The organism is Promicromonospora sp. NPDC019610 (genome assembly GCF_044389365.1).
Classification (GTDB): domain Bacteria; phylum Actinomycetota; class Actinomycetes; order Actinomycetales; family Cellulomonadaceae; genus Promicromonospora.
In genome coordinates this window covers 144638-163532 of record NZ_JBIRXX010000002.1, presented here as the reverse complement: position 1 = coordinate 163532, position 18895 = coordinate 144638, and the positions used below count along the sequence as shown (strand labels likewise).

The 18895-nt window shown below is 73.7% G+C and carries 17 protein-coding genes; 10 read left to right on the top strand and 7 right to left on the bottom strand.

Features of this window, described 5'->3' with window-relative positions; translation table 11 throughout:
• Positions 1–40: 40 nt before the first annotated feature.
• Together ACH45N_RS12300 and ACH45N_RS12295 are read left to right on the top strand one after the other, a co-directional pair.
• Positions 41–610 carry a hypothetical protein gene (locus ACH45N_RS12300; protein ID WP_397394143.1) on the top strand — a complete coding sequence of 190 codons (570 nt, stop codon included), beginning with the start codon at positions 41–43 and terminating at the stop codon, positions 608–610.
• Between the two features lie 65 nt (positions 611–675).
• Positions 676–1329, top strand: coding sequence for a response regulator (locus ACH45N_RS12295; RefSeq protein WP_397394141.1), 654 nt, complete (start codon positions 676–678; stop codon positions 1327–1329).
• 26 nt (positions 1330–1355) lie between these two features.
• Here the strand turns inward: ACH45N_RS12295 and ACH45N_RS12290 are convergent, their stop codons facing one another.
• Positions 1356–3044: a GAF domain-containing protein gene (locus tag ACH45N_RS12290; protein WP_397394139.1), complete on the bottom strand. Its 1689-nt coding sequence runs from the start codon at positions 3042–3044 to the stop codon at positions 1356–1358.
• Positions 3045–3202: 158 nt separating this feature from the next.
• Here ACH45N_RS12290 and ACH45N_RS12285 point away from each other — a divergent pair, with 158 nt between their 5' ends.
• Positions 3203–4078: a universal stress protein gene (locus tag ACH45N_RS12285; RefSeq protein ID WP_397394137.1), complete on the top strand. Its 876-nt coding sequence runs from the start codon at positions 3203–3205 to the stop codon at positions 4076–4078.
• A gap of 93 nt (positions 4079–4171) precedes the next feature.
• The gene (locus ACH45N_RS12280) at positions 4172–4960 is read left to right on the top strand and encodes a lytic transglycosylase domain-containing protein (RefSeq protein ID WP_397394136.1); all 789 of its coding nucleotides are present in this window, start codon (positions 4172–4174) and stop codon (positions 4958–4960) included.
• On the opposite strand, the gene ACH45N_RS12275 is transcribed toward ACH45N_RS12280, so the two are convergent.
• Positions 4957–5580: a TetR family transcriptional regulator gene (locus tag ACH45N_RS12275; protein WP_397394134.1), complete on the bottom strand. Its 624-nt coding sequence runs from the start codon at positions 5578–5580 to the stop codon at positions 4957–4959. The two genes, ACH45N_RS12280 and ACH45N_RS12275, sit on opposite strands and share 4 nt — an antisense overlap.
• 97 nt (positions 5581–5677) lie before the next feature.
• Between ACH45N_RS12275 and ACH45N_RS12270 the strand changes: the two genes are divergently transcribed.
• On the top strand, positions 5678–7570 hold the full coding sequence (locus ACH45N_RS12270) for an RICIN domain-containing protein (protein WP_397394132.1): 1893 nt from the start codon (positions 5678–5680) through the stop codon (positions 7568–7570).
• A gap of 35 nt (positions 7571–7605) precedes the next feature.
• Here the strand turns inward: ACH45N_RS12270 and ACH45N_RS12265 are convergent, their stop codons facing one another.
• Positions 7606–8427: a tryptophan-rich sensory protein gene (locus ACH45N_RS12265; RefSeq protein WP_397394130.1), complete on the bottom strand. Its 822-nt coding sequence runs from the start codon at positions 8425–8427 to the stop codon at positions 7606–7608.
• Between the two features lie 129 nt (positions 8428–8556).
• Between ACH45N_RS12265 and ACH45N_RS12260 the strand changes: the two genes are divergently transcribed.
• The gene (locus ACH45N_RS12260; RefSeq protein WP_397394128.1) at positions 8557–10044 is read left to right on the top strand and encodes an SDR family oxidoreductase; all 1488 of its coding nucleotides are present in this window, start codon (positions 8557–8559) and stop codon (positions 10042–10044) included.
• 76 nt (positions 10045–10120) lie between these two features.
• Here ACH45N_RS12260 and ACH45N_RS12255 read toward each other — a convergent pair whose 3' ends face one another.
• The 3 genes from ACH45N_RS12255 to ACH45N_RS12245 form a co-directional block, all read right to left on the bottom strand.
• Positions 10121–10582, bottom strand: a complete 462-nt coding sequence (locus ACH45N_RS12255) for a hypothetical protein (RefSeq protein ID WP_397394126.1) — start codon at positions 10580–10582, stop codon at positions 10121–10123.
• A gap of 97 nt (positions 10583–10679) precedes the next feature.
• The gene (locus tag ACH45N_RS12250) at positions 10680–11090 is read right to left on the bottom strand and encodes a nitroreductase family deazaflavin-dependent oxidoreductase (protein ID WP_397394124.1); all 411 of its coding nucleotides are present in this window, start codon (positions 11088–11090) and stop codon (positions 10680–10682) included.
• Between the two features lie 76 nt (positions 11091–11166).
• The gene (locus ACH45N_RS12245; RefSeq protein ID WP_397394122.1) at positions 11167–11388 is read right to left on the bottom strand and encodes a hypothetical protein; all 222 of its coding nucleotides are present in this window, start codon (positions 11386–11388) and stop codon (positions 11167–11169) included.
• A gap of 265 nt (positions 11389–11653) precedes the next feature.
• On the opposite strand from ACH45N_RS12245, the gene ACH45N_RS12240 reads away from it, so the two are divergent.
• The 3 genes from ACH45N_RS12240 (at position 11654) to ACH45N_RS12230 (ending at position 13648) form a co-directional block, all read left to right on the top strand.
• The gene (locus tag ACH45N_RS12240) at positions 11654–12415 is read left to right on the top strand and encodes a PadR family transcriptional regulator (RefSeq protein ID WP_397394120.1); all 762 of its coding nucleotides are present in this window, start codon (positions 11654–11656) and stop codon (positions 12413–12415) included.
• Positions 12416–12556: 141 nt separating this feature from the next.
• Complete coding sequence (locus ACH45N_RS12235) at positions 12557–13033, top strand: hypothetical protein (RefSeq protein WP_397394119.1); 477 nt, start codon at positions 12557–12559, stop codon at positions 13031–13033.
• Between the two features lie 168 nt (positions 13034–13201).
• On the top strand, positions 13202–13648 hold the full coding sequence (locus tag ACH45N_RS12230) for a hypothetical protein (protein ID WP_397394117.1): 447 nt from the start codon (positions 13202–13204) through the stop codon (positions 13646–13648).
• Between the two features lie 45 nt (positions 13649–13693).
• Here ACH45N_RS12230 and ACH45N_RS12225 read toward each other — a convergent pair whose 3' ends face one another.
• Entirely contained in the window at positions 13694–16174 is a 2481-nt protein-coding gene (locus tag ACH45N_RS12225) for a glycoside hydrolase family 2 protein (RefSeq protein ID WP_397394115.1), read from the bottom strand.
• Between the two features lie 230 nt (positions 16175–16404).
• Between ACH45N_RS12225 and ACH45N_RS12220 the strand changes: the two genes are divergently transcribed.
• Positions 16405–18852: a X2-like carbohydrate binding domain-containing protein gene (locus ACH45N_RS12220; protein ID WP_397394113.1), complete on the top strand. Its 2448-nt coding sequence runs from the start codon at positions 16405–16407 to the stop codon at positions 18850–18852.
• Positions 18853–18895 lie beyond the last annotated feature (43 nt).

The following is an 18895-nucleotide window of genomic DNA, read 5'->3' as shown; positions in this document are numbered from 1 at the left end:
GGCGCCGGAAGAGGTCCGGCGCATCCACCGGGAGGACATCATGAGCTCCGTCAGCCACAACCCCGCCGAGTGGGCGCACGGGTCGGGCGCACGGGAGGCCACGGCCGCCACCACCCACGTCACGAGCGAGGCCGTCGCCCGGTACTCCTTCGCGGGGGTCCGGCTGCTGCTCGCCGTCGAGTTCCTGTGGGCGTTCGGCGACAAGCTCTTCGGCTGGGGCATCGCCACCCCGTCCGACGCCGCCTGGATCAACGGCGGCTCCCCCACCGAGGGGTTCCTCGGCAGCGTCGAGGGCACCTTCGCCGGGTTCTTCAACCCGATGGCCGGCAACCCGGTCGTCGACTGGCTGTTCATGCTCGGGCTGCTCGGCATCGGCCTGGCGCTCGCCCTGGGCATCGGCATGCGGATCGCGGCCGGCACCGGCGCGCTGCTCATGCTGCTGATGTGGATGGCATCGCTGCCGCTCGAGAACAACCCCTTCGTGGACTACCACCTGGTGGACGCGGTCCTGCTCATCGGCCTGGCCGCCTTCCTGGCCGGCGACACCGTCGGCCTCGGCACGTGGTGGTCGCGCCGCCGCATCGTCGAGCGCTTCCCCGCGCTGCGATGACGACACGCCCCGCGGTGCCCGTCCCGGTCGCGACCGGGACGGGCACCGCGGCTACGGTGGGGCTCATGGACGTGCGCGTTTTCCTCGTGGACGACCACGAGGTGGTCCGCCGTGGCGTGGCCGACCTGCTGGAGTCCGAGCCGGGCGTCCGCGTCGTGGGCGAGGCCGGGACCGCCCGGGAGGCGCTGGCCCGGGTGCCCGCCGCCGAGCCCGACGTGGTGGTCCTGGACGTGCGGCTGCCCGACGGCGACGGCGTCACCGTCTGCCGGGAGCTGCGCTCGCAGATGCCGGACCTCGCCTGCCTCATGCTCACCTCGTTCGCCGACGACGAGGCGCTCTACGACGCGATCCTCGCCGGGGCCGCCGGCTACGTGCTCAAGCAGGTCCGCGGCACCGACCTGGTCAAGGCCGTGCTGACCGTCGCCGCGGGCGGGTCCATGCTCGACCCCCGCGCCACGGCCCGCGTCATGGAGCGGCTCCGGGCCGACGCCCACCACGAGCCCGACCCGCTGGCCCAGCTCACCGACCAGGAGCGGCGCATCCTCGCCCTGATCGGGCACGGCCTGACCAACCGGCAGATCGGCGGCGAGCTGTTCCTCGCCGAGAAGACCGTCAAGAACTACGTCTCCAGCATCTTCGCCAAGCTGGGCCTCGAACGGCGGGCCCAGGCCGCCGTGCTCGCCGACCGGCTGGAGCACGAGAAGCGCCACCACCCCTGACGGCGCACCGGCCCGGCAGCGGGGGGTCAGGGCTCCAGCGACGCGTCCCGCGGCAGCGATTCGTCCCGCGGCAGCGGCACCCGCCACTCCAGCCGGGTGCCGGTCTGCACCGCCTCGGGGTTCACCGGCGTCACGAGCAGCACACCGCCCGACTCCGCGGCGCGCCGGGCCAGGTTGAGCAGGCCGCTGCGGTTCGCGTCCGGCGGGATGCCCACGCCGTCGTCGCTCACCGTGAGCACCACGTCCTCCCCCACCGTGAGCCGCACCTCGGCCCGCGACGCGTGCGCGTGCCGGGCGACGTTCGACAGGGCCTCGCGCAGGACGGCGACCACGTGCTCGGCGACGTCGGGCGGGACCAGGGTGTCGACCGCCCCCTCGAACCGCAGCCGGGCCGTGAAGCCGAGCGCCGCCGCCGTCGCGTCGACCTCGGCGATCACGCGGGCGCGCAGCCCCACCCGGCGGGCGCCCGCGCCCCCGGGCTGCTCCCCCGACTGGAGCCGGTAGATCGTGGTGCGCACCAGCGAGATGGTCTCGTCCACGTCGTCGACCGTCCTGCTGAGCTGCTCGGCGACCCCTGGCGACGCGTCCCGGGCCACGCGCTGGAGCGACAGGCCCGTCGCGTACAGCCGCTGGATGGCCAGGTCGTGCAGGTCGCGCGCGATGCGCTCCCGGTCGCGCAGCAGGGCCACACGCTCGGCGTCGGCGCGCCCCTCGGCCAGCTCCAGGGCGACGGCGGCCTGCGCGGCGAACGCGCCCAGCGCCTCCACCACCACCGACGAGAACGGCATCCTGCCGCGGAGCCGGCCCGCGGCCAGGACGCCCCGGGCGCTGCCCGGCTGCCCGAGCGGCCAGACGGCGAGCGGGCCGAGCTCGCCGGGGAGGTCCAGCGCCAGGCGGGCGCGCTCGTCCGCGGTCGCGTCGTCCGTCACCATCAGCACGCCCGTGCGCAGCGTCAGGGTGGCGAACGTGCCGTCGGCGGCGAGCACCGACCCCACCTGCGCCTCCGTGCCGAGCCCCGAGGCCGACTGCAGCACCAGGCGCCCCGTCGTGGGGTCGGGCACCGCCGTCGTCGTCACGTCGGCGTCGGCCACCTCCCGCGCCTCGCTGGCGATCAGGGTCAGCACGTCGTGCGGCGACGACCCCGCCAGGACGTGCCGCGAGATCCGGTCGTTCGCCCGCGCCCAGCGCTCGCGCAGCCGCGCGACGTCGTACAGCCGGGCGTTCTCCACCGCCACGCTCGCCGAGGCCGCGAGCGCCTCCAGCACCCGCTCGTCCTCGGCGGTGAACTCGCCGCCGCCGCGCTTGTCCGTGAGGTAGAGGTTGCCGAACGGGGAGCCGTGCACCCGCAGCGGCATGCCGACGAAGCTGCGCATGGGCGGGTGGTGGGCGGGGAACCCGACGGACGCGACGTGCGCCGAGAGGTCGCGCAGCCGCAGCGGCACGGGGTGGCGGATCATCTCGCCGAGCACGCCCCGGCCCGTGGGGTACGGGCCGATGGCCGCCACCTCGTCGTCGGTCATGCCCACCGTGAGGAACCTGGCGATCCGGTTGTCGGCGCCCAGCAGGCCGAGGGCGCCGTACCGGGCATCGACCAGATCGACGGCGGCCTCGACGATCCGGTGCAGCACGGTCTCCAGGTCCAGGCCGCGGCTGACCCCGACGACCGCCTCGAGCAGCACGTCCGTGCGGTCCCGCGGAGCGTTCACGGGGTCCATCGGCACCTCCAGTGGACCCACGCTAGCGCGTGGGCGGGCGCCGTGGCACGCCAGGACCTTGGTCCCGGGCGGCGGGGCCTCCCGGCTCTGCCGGGCGCCACCGGCGGCTGGTGTGCTGGTGGTGAGCACAGGAAGTGCGTCGCGGGAGGAGCACGATCATGAGCATCACCTGGTACCGGGGCATCGTCGTCGGCGTGGACGGGTCGGGCGAGAGCCTGTCCGCGCTCGACTGGGCGGCCCACGCCGCCGACGTGCACGAGGCGCGCCTGACCGTGGTGGCGACCCACCCCACGCCGCCCGCGCCCGTGCCCGGGTTCGGCGACCCGATCCGGGACGGCCGCGACGAGGCGCAGCGGGCCGCGGGGACGGCCCGCACCCGGCTGGGCGGACGCCGGCCGGGCGGGCGCGACGTCGAGGTGGTGGTGCTGCCCGGCACCGCGGCGCACGTGCTGAGCCAGCGGTCGCGGACCTGCGACCTCGTGGTGGTGGGCCGCCGCGGGCTGGACGCGTTCGACCGGGTGTTGCTCGGTTCGACGTCGTCGGCGCTCGCGGCGTCGTCCCCGGGGGCCGTCGTGGTGGTCCCCGCGGGAGCGGCGACCGGCGACCCCCGGCGGATCCGGGTGGGCATCGCGCGGGACGACGAGCCGGACGTCCTGGGGGCGGCCTTCGCCGAGGCGGCCGCGCGCGGGTGCCCGCTGGAGGTGGTCCATGTGACGGGCACGGACCCGATCAACTCGGCCCTGTACGAGATCGACCCCGTCGCCGCGACGTGGCACGAGGCGGCGCGCGCCGAGGTGGCCGACCAGGTGGCCCGCTGGGCGGAGAAGTACCCGCAGGTCACCTGCACGACGGCGATCCGGCGCGGCGACCCGGCGGGCGTGCTGCTGGAGGACCTGGCCCCGGACGACATGGTCGTGGTGGGCGGGCGCCGGCACCCCACGGTGCTGGGCCGCATGCTGCGCAGCGTGCCCGACGCCGTGCTGCGGGCCGCGCCGTGCCCCGTCCTGGTGGTGCACGCTCCCGCGGCGGTGTGACCGGTGTGACCGGCGGGCCGGAGACGCGCACGTTTGCGGGAGGTCTTGTCACGGGCTACCGGATCGGCGCGAACCGGACGTAGCGTCAGCACCGTGAGAGCACGAGCTGGGGCCGTCGTCTGCGCGGCCGCGTTGCTGTTGACCGCCTGCGGCCCGGGCGAGCGGACGTGGCCCGAGTCGCTGGAGCTGGACTACCCGCCGGCGCCGGCGCAGCGCGTGCCCGCGACCGCCGGGAGCGACGGGTCCGACCCGGGCGAGGACGACGCCGTCCCGGTCGCCGACCTGGCCGACCCCGCCTGGCTGCGCGACACCGCGAAGCGCACGGGGATCCCGCGGCGGGCGCTGGCCGCGTACGCCGGGGCCTCGCTCCGGCTGGCCGGGACCCTCCCGGACTGCGGCCTCGGCTGGAACACGCTCGCGGGCATCGGCGCGGTGGAGTCGATCCACGGCAGCTACCTCGGGGCGAGCACGGACGCCGACGGGCTGGTGAGCCCGCCGATCATCGGCATCGCGCTGGACGGCAGCGAGGGGGTCATGGAGATCCTCGACACCGACGAGGGCGAGCTCGACGGCGACATGCGGTGGGATCGCGCCGTCGGCCCGATGCAGTTCATCCCCACCACCTGGGGCGACTACGCGCAGGACGGGAACCTGGACGGCCGGTCCGACCCGCACCAGATCGACGACGCGGTGCTGACGGCGGCGCACTACCTGTGCGAGAGCGGCGGCGACGTGACCACCGACGAGGGCTGGACGGCCGCGCTGGCCGCCTACAACCGCTCGGTGTCCTACGCCCACGACGTCGCGGACCTCGCCACGTCCTACGGCGCGGAGCCGGAGGACGGCACCGACCCCAAGGACGCCGCGGGGTCCGGCGCCTAGCGGCCCGGCGCTGCCGGCAGGTCGCGGCCGATCAGGCGGACGATCGCCAGCTCCGTGGCCTGCGTCATGTCGACCGAGCCGGGCTCCAGCAGCCACTGGAGCTGCAGGCCGTCCATGGTCGCCACGATCACCCGGGCGGTCGTCCCGGTGTCGACGTCGTCCGCGATCTCGTCCCGGTCCCGGGCCTCGTCGAGGGCGTCGACCACGAGGGCGAGGAGCCCCTGGTACCGGTCGCGGAAGTAGTCCTGCGCGGGGTGCTCGGCCGTCACGCTCTCCGCCGCGAGCACGGTGTACAGGCGCACGATCCCCTCGCGCTCGGTGTTGCGGCGCGTGGTCTCCACGAGGTGCCGCAGGAACGCGAGGCCGCGGGGGCGCTCGTTGCCGAGCTCCTCGATGTCGGTCGAGTCGCGCAGGTCGAGCACGCCGGTGAGCAGCCCCGCCTTGGACGAGAAGTAGTGCAGCACGCCCGCCTGGGTCAGCCCGACCCGCGCCGAGATCTCCGCGAGCGACGCGCTCTGGTACCCGCGCTCCGCGAACGTCTCCATGGCGATGCGCAGGATCTCCGCCCGGCGCTCCGCGGGCGGACGCCGCGTCCTGGCGCCCCCGGCTTGTCGTGTCATCCGAGGGAGTCTACGGGTACGTGGATCCACTACCTACCGAGTACTTGGTAGGTAGGAGTAGGGTGGCGCCCACATTCCACCCACCGAGGGAGTCGCAATGACGCGCACCACCCGCACCGGGCCCGTCCGGACGGCGCTCGCCACGCTCGGCGTGCTGGCCGTCGCCGCCGTCGGCGTCGGACCGGCCGTGAGCTCCGCCGCCGCAGCCCCGACCAGCGCACACGTCTGGGTCACCACCGCCGACGGCAGCCGCAGGCTGACGGACGGCGGCACCATCGCGTTCGGCACCGGCCCTCAGGCCACCGACATCCGGGTCAGCCCCGACCAGGTGTCCCAGCGCTTCACCGGCGCCGGCGCGTCGGTGACCGAGGCGTCAGCCGCCCTGATCAGCGGTCTGCCCGCCGGTACCCGGGACACGCTGCTGCGGTCGCTGTTCTCGCGCGGCGGCGACGGCATCGGGCTGAACTACCTGCGCCAGCCGCTGGGCAGCACCGACTTCAACTCCGGCGGCTTTTACACCTACGAGGACACACGCGGACAGTTCAGCATCGCCCGCGACCAGCAGCAGATCCTGCCCGTGCTGCGGCAGGCCCTGGCGGTCAACCCGAACATCCGGTTCATGGGCACTCCCTGGTCCCCGCCCGCCTGGATGAAGTCGGGCGGGTCGCTGAACGGCGGCAGCCTGCGCACCGAGAACTACGGCGACTACGCCGACTACCTGGTCCGCGCGATCCAGGCGTACGCGCAGCAGGGCGTGACGCTGAGCGACCTCACGGTGGCGAACGAGCCGCTGTTCGCCACGAGCTACCCGTCGACGAGCATGTCCGCGGCCGAGCAGGCGCAGTTCCTCCGGGTGCTCGACGCCCGGCTGACCAGCGCCGGCCTGGGCACGCAGCTCTTCGCCTACGACCACAACTGGGACCGGCCCGACTACCCGCTGGAGGTCTTCTCGGGCACTCAGGGCATCTCCCGGGTCGTCGGGGCGGCCTTCCACTGCTACGGCGGGCCGCCCGACAACCAGTCCCAGGTGGTGCAGGCCGGCAAGCGGGTCTACTTCACCGAGTGCTCCGGCACGGACAGCGACAACGTCGCGAACACCTTCGGGGACACGCTGCTCTGGCACGCCGAGAACCTCGTGGTGCGCAACATGCGCAACGGCGGGGAGACCACCCTCATGTGGAACCTCGCGCTGGACCAGAACGGCGGCCCGCACCAGGGGCACTGCGGCACCCGCTGCAACGGCGTCGTCGAGATCGCGGGCGGCACCGTGACCCGCAACGCCGAGTTCTACGTGCTGGGGCACCTCACCAAGTTCGTCGACGCCGGGGCCCGGCGCATCGGATCCACCAGCGAGCAGTCCGGCGGGCTGCAGAACGTCGTCTACCAGAACCCCGACGGCACCCGCGTGGCGTACGTCGTGAACGCCTCCTCCGGCAGCCGCACGTTCTCGATCACGGACGAGGGCCGCTCGCTGACCCACACGCTGCCCGGGCGCGCGGTGGCCACCTACACGTGGGACCCGCAGTCGACCACCACCCCGGCCGACCCGGACCCCGCCTCCTGGTACCAGGTCGCCTCGTCGGCGAGCGGCAGGTGCCTCGACGCCGCCGACTGGGGCACCGCCGACGGCACCGGCCTGCAGCAGTGGGCCTGCGGCGCCGCGAGCCAGGCGAACCAGCGCTGGCGCTTCACGCCCACCTCGGGCGGGTACTACCAGGTGGCCAACCAGCACGCCGGCAAGGTCTGGGACGTCGCCGGCGGGCCGGGCGCCGTGGCCGCCGGCACGGCCGTGCACCTCTGGTCGTACGTGGGCGGCACCAACCAGCAGTGGCGGCCGACGACGACGGGCGGCGGCGTCACCTTCACCGCACGGCACAGCGGCGCCTGCCTGACGCTCGGCGCCGCGACCGGCGTCGACGGGACCCGGTTCACGCAGCAGCCGTGCACCGGGTCCCCGGCGCAGACCTTCCGGCTCACGCGGGTCGGCTGAGCCGCCGCCGTCCGACCGCCCGTGCGGGGATCCGGCTAGGCCGAGGTTCCCGCACGGGCCACCGCGCGCACGCGGACGACGGCCGTCACGCCGAGCACGGCCACAGCCGCGGCGAGCGCCGCGGCGGCGGTCGGGGCCGAGTACGGCGTGCCGTCCCAGCGCTCGACGGCGATCCAGGACAGGCCCCACGCGATGGCCAGGGCCACCGCCACGGGCCCGTTGCCGCGCACGGCCAGGACGACGCCGATCACGCCGACCACCGCGAGGACGCCGACGGCCCACCAGTCGGCGGCGAGCCCGGCACCGTCGAAACCGGCACTGGTCAGCGCCGCGGCGATGTTGGCCGCCGTGGCCACGCAGACCCAGCCCAGGTAGATGCCGAGCACGCCGTCGACCAGGACCCGGTCGAGCACCCCGTGCGCGCGGGTGCGCAGCAGGATCAGGAAGACCCGCACGAGCAGCGTGAGCAGCGCCGCGATGACCAGCACGCTCACCCACAGCCACCCGGCCTGGACCACCAGGATCCACGCCGCGTTCAGCAGCATGGTGCCGGCGACGAGCAGCCGCAGGCGCCGCTGCCGGTCCCGGGCCGCGACGGACGGGGCCGGGAACCATTGGAGCACCGTGTACCCGGCGAGCCCGACGTAGACGACGGTCCACACCGAGAACGCGGCGGACGCCGGGGCGAGCAGCGTGGCGTCCGTGTCCAGCGCTCCCCCGGCCGCCGCGTTGACCGACGTGCCACCGAACACGCCGACGCCGATCATGGAACCGATGACGCAGACCACGAAGCTGACGGTGACGACGATCTGCTGGAACCGGTCGTGCGCCGTGTCGTGGGACCTGCCCTGAGCCATGGAGCCCTCCTCGGGACGGGCCGGGCGCCCCCCTGTACCTGCCCCAGCAGGCAAGCGCCCGGCGAATATGCCTAGCCTATCTAGTAAATCGCTCGGCTTCCTGTTCTGGAGAAAGGTGGGTGCCGTCCCATGTCCCGAGTCCTCGTGACCGGAGCCACCGGCTACATCGGCGGGCGGCTGGTGCCCGAGCTGCTCGCCGCCGGGTACGACGTGCGGGTGCTCGCCCGGCACCCCGAACGGATCGCCTCGCGCGAGTGGTCCGGCTCCGTCGAGGTGGTCGAGGGCGACGCCACCTCGCGCGACGACCTGCGCCGGGCGCTGGACGGCGTCGACGTCGCGTACTACCTGATCCACGCCCTCGGGGCCGGCCCGGGCTTCGCGGAACGTGACCGCGCCACGGCCCGCGGCTTCGCTGTCGTCGCGCGGGAGCTCGACGTCGGTCGAGTGATCTACCTGGGCGGCCTCTACCCCGAGGGCGAACAGCTCTCGCCCCACCTGGAGTCCCGCCGCGAGGTCGAGCAGATCCTGCTCGACGGCGGCGCGCCGACGGTCGTGCTGCGGGCCGCCGTGATCCTCGGCTCCGGCAGCGCGTCGTTCGAGATGATGCGCTACCTCACCGAGCGGCTCCCGGCCATGGTCGCGCCCCGCTGGATCAACAACCGGATCCAGCCCATCGCGGTGCGCGACGTGCTGCGCTACCTCGTCGGCGCGGCGCGCATCCCGGCCGACGTCAGCCGCGGCTTCGACATCGGCGGCCCCGACGTGCTCACCTACCGCGAGATGATGCAGCGCTACGCCGCCGTCGCCGGGCTGCGCCCGCGGGTGATCGGCGCCGTCCCCGTCCTGACGCCGCGGCTGGCCAGCCTCTGGGTCGGCCTGGTGACGCCCGTGCCGCCGGGCATCGCGAAGCCGCTGGTGGGGTCGCTCGTGCACGAGGTCGTGGCCCAGGAGGACGACATCAAGCAGTACGTGCCCGACCCGCCCGAGGGGCTCATCGACTTCGACGGCGCGGTGGCACTCGCGCTCGCCCGGATCCGGGACCTTGACGTGCGCACGAGCTGGCTGTCCGCCTCGGTGCCCGGCGCGCCGTCCGACCCGCTGCCCGACGACCCGGACTGGGCCGGCGGGAGCCTGCTCGTCGACGACCGGTCGAGCGTCGTCGACACCACGAGAGAGGCACTCTGGACCGTCATCGAGGGCATCGGCGGCGCCCACGGCTGGTACTCCTGGCGGCTGGGCTGGGTGGCGCGCGGCGCCATGGACCGGCTCTTCGGCGGGCCCGGCCTGCGCCGCGGACGCCGGCACCCGCACCGTCTCTCGCCCGGCGACGCGCTCGACTGGTGGCGCGTGGAGAAGATCGTGCCGGGCCGCCTGCTGCGGCTGCGCGCCGAGATGCGCCTGCCCGGGCTGGCCTGGCTGGAGCTGTCCGTCGAGGACGAGACCGCCGAGCGGCCGACGTTCCGCCAGCGCGCCGTCTTCCTGCCGCACGGGCTGCCCGGGCAGCTCTACTGGTGGGCGATCAGCCCGTTCCACGGCATCGTGTTCGGCGGCATGCAGCGCAACATCGCCCGCGCGGCGGCCCACGCCGCCGCGGGCAACGGGGAACCAACCCCCTGACTCGGCGGTCGGGGTTCGTCGAGTCAGTGGGTTGGTGTGCACCAGCCGACTGACTCGGCGGTCGGGTTTCGTCGAGTCAGCTCGCCGGCTCGGCTCGCTCCGGGGCCGCGCGGGAACGACGACGCCGGCCGCCGAGCCGCGACGTGCCGCCCGGCACGCTGGCGTCCCAGGCCCGGGCGATGCCGAGATGCCGCAGGTGGGCGTCCGTCACGGTGACGCCGTCGGGCCCGATCCAGTGCTCGACGCCGAAGCGCTCGTCGGTCGCGGAGTCCCAGCGGCGCATGAAGGGCGTGCCGTTGTCGGTGATGACGACCGACCCGTATGTGCCGGGCAGCGGCTCGGCCGGCAGGTGGATCACGGTGTAGACACCCGCGAGGTCGGACGGGCCGACGGACGACACGCTGTACCAGTTGCCGTCCCGGTCCCGTTGGATCGCGTAGCCGCTCGCGTCCAGGGCAACGCTGAGGTGCGGCAGGTCGGCGTCGAGAAGCTCCTGGCTGGTCTGGTAGACGGTGCCGACCTGGGCTGCCTGGGTCATCGCGCGGGTCTCCTTGACGTCGGATCGGTGATATTCACCCATCCAAGCGGATTAATCGCGATTTGGCTGGCCTCAGCCGGCGGCCCCGGGCAATCGGTCAGCCGATCAGCCGGAAGATGGGGAAGACGCGCCCCTCGGCCCTGTGCTCGTACGCGGCGAAACCGCTCGAGGACGCCTTGAAGCGCTCCCACATCGCGTCGCGCTCCTCGCCCACGAGCTCCTCGACCTTCGCCCGCACGGTCACGACCGGGTCGCCGGGCACCTCGACGTCGACCTCCTCGGCGCGCCGCAGCCCGTAGACCCACGCGGGGTTCCTGGGCGAGCCGCCGGCGGTGCCGACCACGTACCGGGCGCCGTCGTCCTGGATCGCGGCGAGCGGCGCGACGCGCACGCCGCCGTCCTTCCGCGGCACGTGCACGAGCACGAGACCCCTGCCGAACCGCACGGGCTCGTTGACCTCGCCCCCGTTGGCGCGGAAGGCGTCGACGATCTGCTGGTTGAAGTCCATTCCCGGGCAACACGGGCGCGGCCGGCCGCATTCCGCGCAGGGCGGTCCCGCGCCAGGTCAGCCGGCGGCGAACCCCTCAGCCCGCGTCGAACCGCTCCTCACCCTCCAGGTCCGGGTTGTCCTCCGGGTCCTCGCCGGGGGCCGCCTCACCCGTGGGGTCCTCGCCCGGGATCGCGGTGTCCGCCGAGCCCGCGGCCTCGGCCTTGAGGCGGTCGGCGTCCTCCTTCGACACCTCCACGTGGTCCCGGCGCTCCGGACCGTCGTCCGCCGTCGTGCTCCCCTGCTCGCCCTCGCTCATGCCGGCTCCTTCCGCGACCCGTCAGGTGGTCGGCCGGGCGCGGTGCGCCCGGCCGGTTCTCGACGCTACGGCAGGCGCCACCCACTCGCACCCACGAGGTCGCGCTACTCCCTCAGGGCGTCGGGGGGTTGCGTAGCGATATATCTTTGATCTATCTTTAGAACGTCGGTCGAGCGGAGACGCTCCCGGCGGGCGGGCCTGACGAGACGCCGTAGTGCGCGATCGCGCACCGCCTCGCCCCGCCGCGACACGGAGGAGACACACCATGCGTACTTACGACGACAACCCCCAGAACACCGGACGCCGCGGCCGCGGCCGCGGCTTCTTGCCCTCGTTCGAGCGCGCCCGGTTCGGCGTCCCCGGCTTCGGCCCCGCGTTCGCGATGGCCGGCGGGCCGGACCTGCCGGACGACCGCGACGACGCCGACGACCGCCGCGGACGGGGCCCGCGCGGCTTCGGCCCCGGCGGCTTCGGTCCCGGCGGCTTCGGTCCCGGCGGCCCGGGCGGCTTCGGCCCCCGCGGACCGCGCGGCGGCCACCACGAGGGCGGACGCCGGGGCCACCGGGGACCGCGCCGCGCCGGCCGCGGCGAGATCCGCGCCGCGATCCTGCTGCTCCTGGCGGAGCAGCCCAGGCACGGCTACCAGATCATCAGCGAGCTGGCGGAGCGGACGGACGGCCGCTGGCGCCCCAGCGCCGGCGCGGTCTACCCCGCGCTGTCCCTGCTCGCCGACGAGGGCCTCGTGGTCCTCACCGAGGACGGCGGCCGCAAGCTCGCCACGCTGACGGACGAGGGCACCGCCTACGTCGAGCAGCACAAGGACGAGCTCGGCACCCCCTGGGAGCAGGTCGGCCAGGGTCACGGCCGCCAGCTCCGGCACGAGCTGCGCGCGCTGGCCGACGCCGTCGAGCAGGTCGCCCGCACCGGGTCGGCCGAGCAGGTGGCCGGCGTCACCGCGCTGCTCGACAAGGCCCGCCGCGAGGTCTACCTGACCCTCGCCGGCGAGGCGCCCACCCAGGACCGCTGACCCTCACCACCGACCCCGACCCAGCACGGGCGGCACCGCGCGACAGCGCGGTGCCGCCCGTCTCCGCGCACCCCGGTAAACGCCTCGTGAACGACCTCTGCCCGGAGAGCGGTTATGCAGCACTCTTGACAGAATGTCCGCATGACCGCACTTGAGGACCTCCTCGACGACTACCTGCTCAGGTCGGAGTCGGAGACCGACCGGGACGAGAAGTTCGAGGAACTGATGAAGGCATTCCTGCGCTCCGACGCGGAGTGGGCGGCCGCCTTCGACACGGTCTGGTCCTGGGACGAATGGCCCGGCCACGAGGGTCCGGGCAACGGGATCAGCCTGGTCGCGCGGGAGCAGGACACCGAGAACCTGGTGGCCGTCCAGTGCGCGTTCCATGACCCGGCGCAGCCCTTGTCGACGCCGGATGTCGCCGCATTCCTCTCGGCGTCGAACACAACCACGTTCGCGACCCGGCTGGTGGTCGCGACGACCGACACCTGGGACACAGAGCTCGAGGAACTGGTCCGGGACGAGAAGATACCCGTCCACCGCGTCGGGCTGACCAGGATGCTGGACTCGTCCGTCGACTGGACCCGGTTCGGACCGGCAGCCGTGGCCGCCGGATAGCACCGGGCAGCACCACCGATCCACCCCGATCCAACCCCGGCGAAGCACCCCCCATGTATCGCTCCGCACGCAGGGTGAGAACTGACCAGATATCCATGTTTTTGCATGGAATTTTCACCCGGAACTCCGCGAGGAGATGTCCGGGCACATGCTATGTGAAGGAGCGATATGCCACTGATCACCACCGCACCCGACGCCGATGTCCTGACGCCCGTCTGCCGGGCCTACGACGAGGACGTCGCCGACGGCTGGTACGCCCGGACGGGCGGGGGCGGCGGAGAGTACGCGGCCGTCGTCGACCGGCCGGCCCTGCCCGGGGCCCTGGAGACCGCCGAGCTCCGCATCTGCCGTGGCGCCGCGGTCGACCTCACGGACCGGTGGGCGTTCTTCGACGACCTCGCCCCGGCCACGGCGTTCGTGCGTGCCGGCCGGCTGTCCAACCTGATGCCGTCGTGGGACCTCTTCGAGGCCGCGGAGGTCCGGGCGTACTGCCCCGAGCACGACCGCGAGGAGGCGGCCCTCCTCCTGGGGCGCCAGGTGCACGAACGGTCCGAGCTGCGCGACCTCGTCGCCCGGTTCGTCGCGTCGTTCACGGCGGGCGCACCAGCGTGCTGACTCGGCAGGAGCGGTCTGCCGAGTCAGCACGCCTGTCCGACCAGCTCAGCCGACCAGGTCGCCCGCGTGCCGCAGCACCGGTCCTCCGCCCTGGACCGTCCCCGCGATCGTCTCCGCGAGCCCCGGGTCCGCTCCCGCGATCCGGAAGGTCGCGGACTCCCCGGGCAGCAGCGTGACGAGGGCGTCGCCCGCCGAGGCCCCGGCGTCGAGCCGGTCGGCGTGCAGCGTCAGGTCGCGCACGAACGTGTCGGTGGTGACCGTGACCTCGACGTCGCCGCCGTCGAGCGGGACCGCCTTCAGGTCGAGCCGCGGGCGGGGGTACGCGAGGTCGCGGTCGACGGCGAAGTAGCGGAACGCCCGGGCCGTGCCGTCGACGTCGGCCACCAGGAGCTCGGCGGAGGCGTCGCCCGGCTCGGCCAGGCGCGGGTCGAGGGCGAGCGTCGTGCCGGCCACGGACCCGACCTCGAACGTGACGGCCTGCTCCGCGAGCACGCGGCCGTCCAGGCCGACGCGGCGCACGGTCGCCGACCCCGCCCACCCTTCGACGCCGTCGTTGACCAGCACGAGCGCGAGCCCCCCGTCGCGCGGCTGGATCGTCGCGAGGCGCGGGGCGAACGCGGCGCGCACCGCGAACCAGGCGGGCCGGCGGTGCCCGGCGGAGTCGACCACGGCCCAGGAGGCGACCGGCCAGCAGTCGTTGAGCTGCCAGACGATCGAGCCCATGTTCAGCGGGCGCAGCGACCGGAAGTGCTCGATCGCGAAGGTCAGGGCGCGCGCCTGGTTGAGCTGCATCGCCCAGTGCCAGTCGGCCATGTCCGCGGGTTCGTCGAAGTACGGCGCGAGGCCGCGCGACAGCTTGAGGGAGCCGTCGACCGCCTTCTGGTGGTGCAGCACGCCCGGCGAGCCCGGAAGCAGGGGGTCGTCGTGCACGGCGTCCGTCAGGGTGCGCCAGGCGGGTGGCCCCTGCCAGCCGAACTCGGAGACGAACCGCGCCCGGTCCTGGAGGAAGACCTGGTAGCCCTGTTCGTTCCAGCCGTCCCACAGGTGCACGACGCCGCGGGAGCGGTCGTTCGAGTACACCTCCGGGGTGCCGGAGTACGGGCTGCCGGGCCAGTAGAAGGCGTGCGGGCTGACGTCGGCGACCACCCGGGGCAGGACCTCCAGGTAGTACCGCTCGCCCCACGGCCGGTCGCCGAGGCGCTCCTTCCAGCCCCAGTCGTCCCAGCCGAGCCAGTTCTCGTTGTTGCCGTTCCAGATCACCAGCGAGGGGTGCGACATGAGGCGCACGACGTTCTCGCGCGCCTCGGCCTCGACCTCCGCCAGCAGCCACTCGTCCTCCGGGTAGGGCGCGCACGCGAACGCGAAGTCCTGCCAGACCAGGAAGCCGAGCTCGTCGCACTGCGCGTAGAAGTCGTCGGACTCGTACAGGCCGCCGCCCCAGACGCGCAGGATGTTGGCGTTCGCCTCGGCGGCGTCGCGCAGCCGGGCGGCGACGTCGTCGTGCGTCACGCGGTGCGGGAAGCAGTCGTCGGGGATCCAGTTGAAGCCGAGCGCGGCGACGGGGCGCCCGTTGACCACGAAGGCGAACGACTCGCCGTCGGCGTCCGGCTCCCGGCGCACCTCGACGGAGCGGAAGCCCACCCGCCGGTCCTCGCGGTCGAGCGACTCGCCCGTGACGTGGTCGAGCAGCTCGACCTCCAGGTCGTGCAGCGGCTGCGCCCCGGCGCCGCGCGGCCACCACAGGCCGGCGTCCGCCACGGGGACCTCGACCACGGCGCGCGCCGAGGTCTCGGCGGCGGGCACGACGACGACGGCCGCGGCGCCCGCGACCCGCACGACCAGCTCGACGTCGTGGGCCGTCGCGGTCCGTTCGAGCTCCACGCCCACCTCGACGACGCCGCGCCACCCGGCGCCGTCCCGCTCGGCGCGCGCCTCGACCCGCGTCTCGGCGAGCCGCGCGACCGACCAGGACTCGACGCGCACGGGGCGCCAGATACCGGCGGTCACCAGGGTGGGGCCCCAGTCCCAGCCGAAGTTGCAGGCCATCTTGCGGATATGGGCCGACGGCGAGTCGAACGCGCGCCGCTCCTCGTCGTCCAGCTCGTCGAAGGGGCCCCAGGGCGCGTCGAACACCACCGCGACGTCGGCGCCGTCCGCCCGGTCCAGCGGCACGCGGTAGGAGCGGAACATGTTGCGGGTGCGCAGTCGCTCGACGCCGTCGACGGAGACCGTGGCGAGCGTGTCGAGACCGTCGAGCACGAGGTCGGTGCGCTCGGCGTCCGGCGTCGTGACCGCCGGCAGCGTCGTCTCGTAGCGCCAGCGCGAGCGGCCGATCCACGGTGTCAGCAGCTCGTTGCGGTCGAGGTACGGGTCCTCGATGAGCCCGGCGGCCAGCAGGTCGGTGTGGACGGTGCCGGGGACCGTGGCCGGGACGGGCAGCCCGGCAAGGACCGTGGCGTCGGCGTCGGGTCCGGCGGTGTCGAGGTGCAGGGTCCAGGGACCGGGCGCGGCGGTGCGCGTGAGCATGGGGTGCCACCAGGGATTCTCGGAGCGGGCAGAGCGGGACGAGCGTTCCAGGAATTTCTTTCCGCTGTCAAGCAAGTGCCGCGCAGCCCTTGCGCGGAGGGTCCGGGCTGTGGTTATTTGATCGCGTCAAAAAAGGACGTATCGCCCGCCGGGCGGCGTCCCGCGCCTGGAACAGTGCCGTTCCGCACGTCGCCAACGCGCATCCTCGTCAAGGATGGAGAGCAGCACCCATGACAAGCCCCCGACGCCTGCTACGGCAGGCGCTGTGCGGACTCGCCCTCGTCGGCCTCGTGGCCGCCGGCTCCGCCGCTCCCGCGGTCGCCACGGCCCCCACGGCCGCCGCCGACCCCGCCCCCACTCCCCCGCCGGCCGTCCCCCGCGTCGAGCCCGGCGACCTCGCCACGGCCCCGTACCTGGGCTGGAGCAGCTTCAGCATGCAGGTCTACAGCGGCGACGGCCGCTGGATCGACGCGGACCAGCTCATCGCCCAGTCGGACGCCATGCACACCAAGCTGCAGCGTTACGGCTACGACCGCATCAACGTCGACGCGGGCTGGAACGACGGCGTCGACGAGTACGGCCGCCCGACCCCGAGCACGTCGCTGTACCCCGACGGCCTCCAGGCCGTGATCGACCACGTGCACGACAACGGCCAGAAGTTCGGGCTGTACTTCATCCCGGGCATCGGGCCCGAGGTGTACGAGGCCGACCTGCCCATCTGGGACGCGCCGGGCTGCAGCACCGGCGACATCGTCAAGCAGCCGCTGACCCGCGCCGACTACTGGGGCATCGGCTGGGCGCTCGACTTCGACAACCCCTGCACCACGAAGTACATCGACTCGATCGGCGCCCTGCTGGGCGACTGGGGCGTCGACTTCGTCAAGTTCGACAGCGTGACCCCCGGCTCCGGCATCTCCGACCTGTCGCTCGACGCGCGGCGCGACGTCGCCGCCTGGTCCGACGCGCTGCACAGCCGCGGCATCTGGTTCGAGCTGTCCTGGGCGCTCGACCCGGAGTACGCGGACTACTGGAAGGACAAGGCCGACGGCTGGCGCCTCGACTGGGACGTCGAGTGCTACTGCGAGAACGAGGCCCTGACCACGTGGCCGAACATCGCGCGCCTGTTCCCGAAGGCCGAGCAGTGGTGGCGGCACACCGGCCCGGGCGGGTTCGGCGACCTCGACTCGCTCAACGTCGGCAACGGCCGGATGGACGGCCTCACGCAGGACGAGCGCCGCACCGCGACCAGCCTGTGGGCCATCTCCGCGGCCCCGATGTACACCGGCAACGACCTCACGCAGCTCGACACGTTCGGCCTGAGCCTGCTCACCAACGAGGAGGTCATCGCGATCAACCAGGCCGCGATCCCGGCGCACCCGGTCTCGACGTCGGGCAAGCGGCAGGTCTGGTACTCGCTGCAGGACGACGGCTCGTACGTGGTCGGGCTCTTCAACCTCGGCTCCACCGACGCCGACGTCACGGCCGACTGGACGGACCTGGGGCTCACCGACGGCGGCCACAAGGTGCGTGACGTGTGGGCGAGGAAGAACCTCGGCACCTTCACCGAGGGCTTCACGGCCACCGACGTGCCGCCGCACGGCGTCCGGCTGCTGCGGGTCACGCCCGCCGCGCGCGCGGCGTCGACCGTGAACGACGACGTGCTCCAGGTGGGCTACGGCGGCGACTGGCAGCGCAACGGGAACCAGGAGGTCGCGGCGACGTCGCAGGACCTGACCGTCACCGTGGTGGCGGACGGCGACGAGCCGCCCGCGCCGGGCGACACCGACGCCCGGGTCCAGCAGCTCAACGACGACGCGGCCGAGATCTCCTACTCGGGGAGCTGGAGCCACAGCACCGGCCGCGGCCTGGGCGACCACGAGGACGACGTGCACTGGACCGAGAAGGACGGCGACGCCTTCGAGCTCACCTTCCGCGGCACCGGCGTGACCTACGTGACCGAGCGCGACGAGTCGCAGGGCGAGGTGGCGGTCCACCTCGACGGCGAGCTCGTCGAGACGGTGGACGCGTCGCTGCCCGCGGGCACGCCGCGCGAGAGCCGGCAGGCCGTATGGTCGACGTCGGACCTCCCGGACGGCGAGCACACGCTGCGGATCGAGAAGAAGAGCGGGCGGTTCATGCTGCTCGACCGGATCGACGTCGAGCAGGAGAACCTGGTGACGCCGAACGCGATCGTGGTGCCCGACGAGCAGGCCGAGGCGGCCCGCATCGAGCTGGCCCGCGACCCGGGTGAGCTCACGGCGATCCGGCACGGCGACACCGCGCTGGAGAAGGGCCGGGACTGGACCGTGGACGGCCAGGCCGTCGTGCTGTCGGCCGGGTTCCTCACGGGGCTGCCCGCGGGCGACACCGCCCTGACGTTCACGTTCCGCGGGGACGGCGCGGACGACGTGCACACGGCCACCGGCGCGGCCTGGACCGACCTCACGTTCACGGGCACCGGGGCGACGTGGATCGCGCCGACGGCGCCGGACCAGGGGCCCGTGCACGTCTACGTGGACGGGGTGCTCAAGCAGACCGTGGACACGAGCACGGCCACGCGCCGGACGCAGCAGGAGCTGTACTCCGTGTCCGGTCTCAAGCGGGGCAGCCACCGCATCGTGGTGGTGAACGGCTCGGACGCGCCGATCCGGAGCGACGGCTTCCGCTTCACGCGCTGAGGCCCCCCGCACGTGTCAGACGCTCAGGTCCCCGGAGGGACCT

What these genes read in the sequence shown, in the direction of transcription:
- ACH45N_RS12245 (WP_397394122.1), bottom strand. Translation starts at nt 11,388, where the DNA reads ATGAGCGAGGGCGAGCAGGGGAGCACGACGGCGGACGACGGTCCGGAG.
- ACH45N_RS12255 (WP_397394126.1), bottom strand. Translation starts at nt 10,582, where the DNA reads ATGACCCAGGCAGCCCAGGTCGGCACCGTCTACCAGACCAGCCAGGAG.
- ACH45N_RS12250 (WP_397394124.1), bottom strand. Translation starts at nt 11,090, where the DNA reads ATGGACTTCAACCAGCAGATCGTCGACGCCTTCCGCGCCAACGGGGGC.
- ACH45N_RS12265 (WP_397394130.1), bottom strand. Translation starts at nt 8,427, where the DNA reads ATGGCTCAGGGCAGGTCCCACGACACGGCGCACGACCGGTTCCAGCAG.
- ACH45N_RS12235 (WP_397394119.1), top strand. Translation starts at nt 12,557, where the DNA reads ATGACCGCACTTGAGGACCTCCTCGACGACTACCTGCTCAGGTCGGAG.
- ACH45N_RS12260 (WP_397394128.1), top strand. Translation starts at nt 8,557, where the DNA reads ATGTCCCGAGTCCTCGTGACCGGAGCCACCGGCTACATCGGCGGGCGG.
- ACH45N_RS12285 (WP_397394137.1), top strand. Translation starts at nt 3,203, where the DNA reads ATGAGCATCACCTGGTACCGGGGCATCGTCGTCGGCGTGGACGGGTCG.
- ACH45N_RS12295 (WP_397394141.1), top strand. Translation starts at nt 676, where the DNA reads ATGGACGTGCGCGTTTTCCTCGTGGACGACCACGAGGTGGTCCGCCGT.
- ACH45N_RS12270 (WP_397394132.1), top strand. Translation starts at nt 5,678, where the DNA reads ATGACGCGCACCACCCGCACCGGGCCCGTCCGGACGGCGCTCGCCACG.
- ACH45N_RS12240 (WP_397394120.1), top strand. Translation starts at nt 11,654, where the DNA reads ATGCGTACTTACGACGACAACCCCCAGAACACCGGACGCCGCGGCCGC.
- ACH45N_RS12230 (WP_397394117.1), top strand. Translation starts at nt 13,202, where the DNA reads ATGCCACTGATCACCACCGCACCCGACGCCGATGTCCTGACGCCCGTC.
- ACH45N_RS12300 (WP_397394143.1), top strand. Translation starts at nt 41, where the DNA reads ATGAGCTCCGTCAGCCACAACCCCGCCGAGTGGGCGCACGGGTCGGGC.
- ACH45N_RS12220 (WP_397394113.1), top strand. Translation starts at nt 16,405, where the DNA reads ATGACAAGCCCCCGACGCCTGCTACGGCAGGCGCTGTGCGGACTCGCC.
- ACH45N_RS12275 (WP_397394134.1), bottom strand. Translation starts at nt 5,580, where the DNA reads ATGACACGACAAGCCGGGGGCGCCAGGACGCGGCGTCCGCCCGCGGAG.
- ACH45N_RS12290 (WP_397394139.1), bottom strand. Translation starts at nt 3,044, where the DNA reads ATGGACCCCGTGAACGCTCCGCGGGACCGCACGGACGTGCTGCTCGAG.
- ACH45N_RS12225 (WP_397394115.1), bottom strand. Translation starts at nt 16,174, where the DNA reads ATGCTCACGCGCACCGCCGCGCCCGGTCCCTGGACCCTGCACCTCGAC.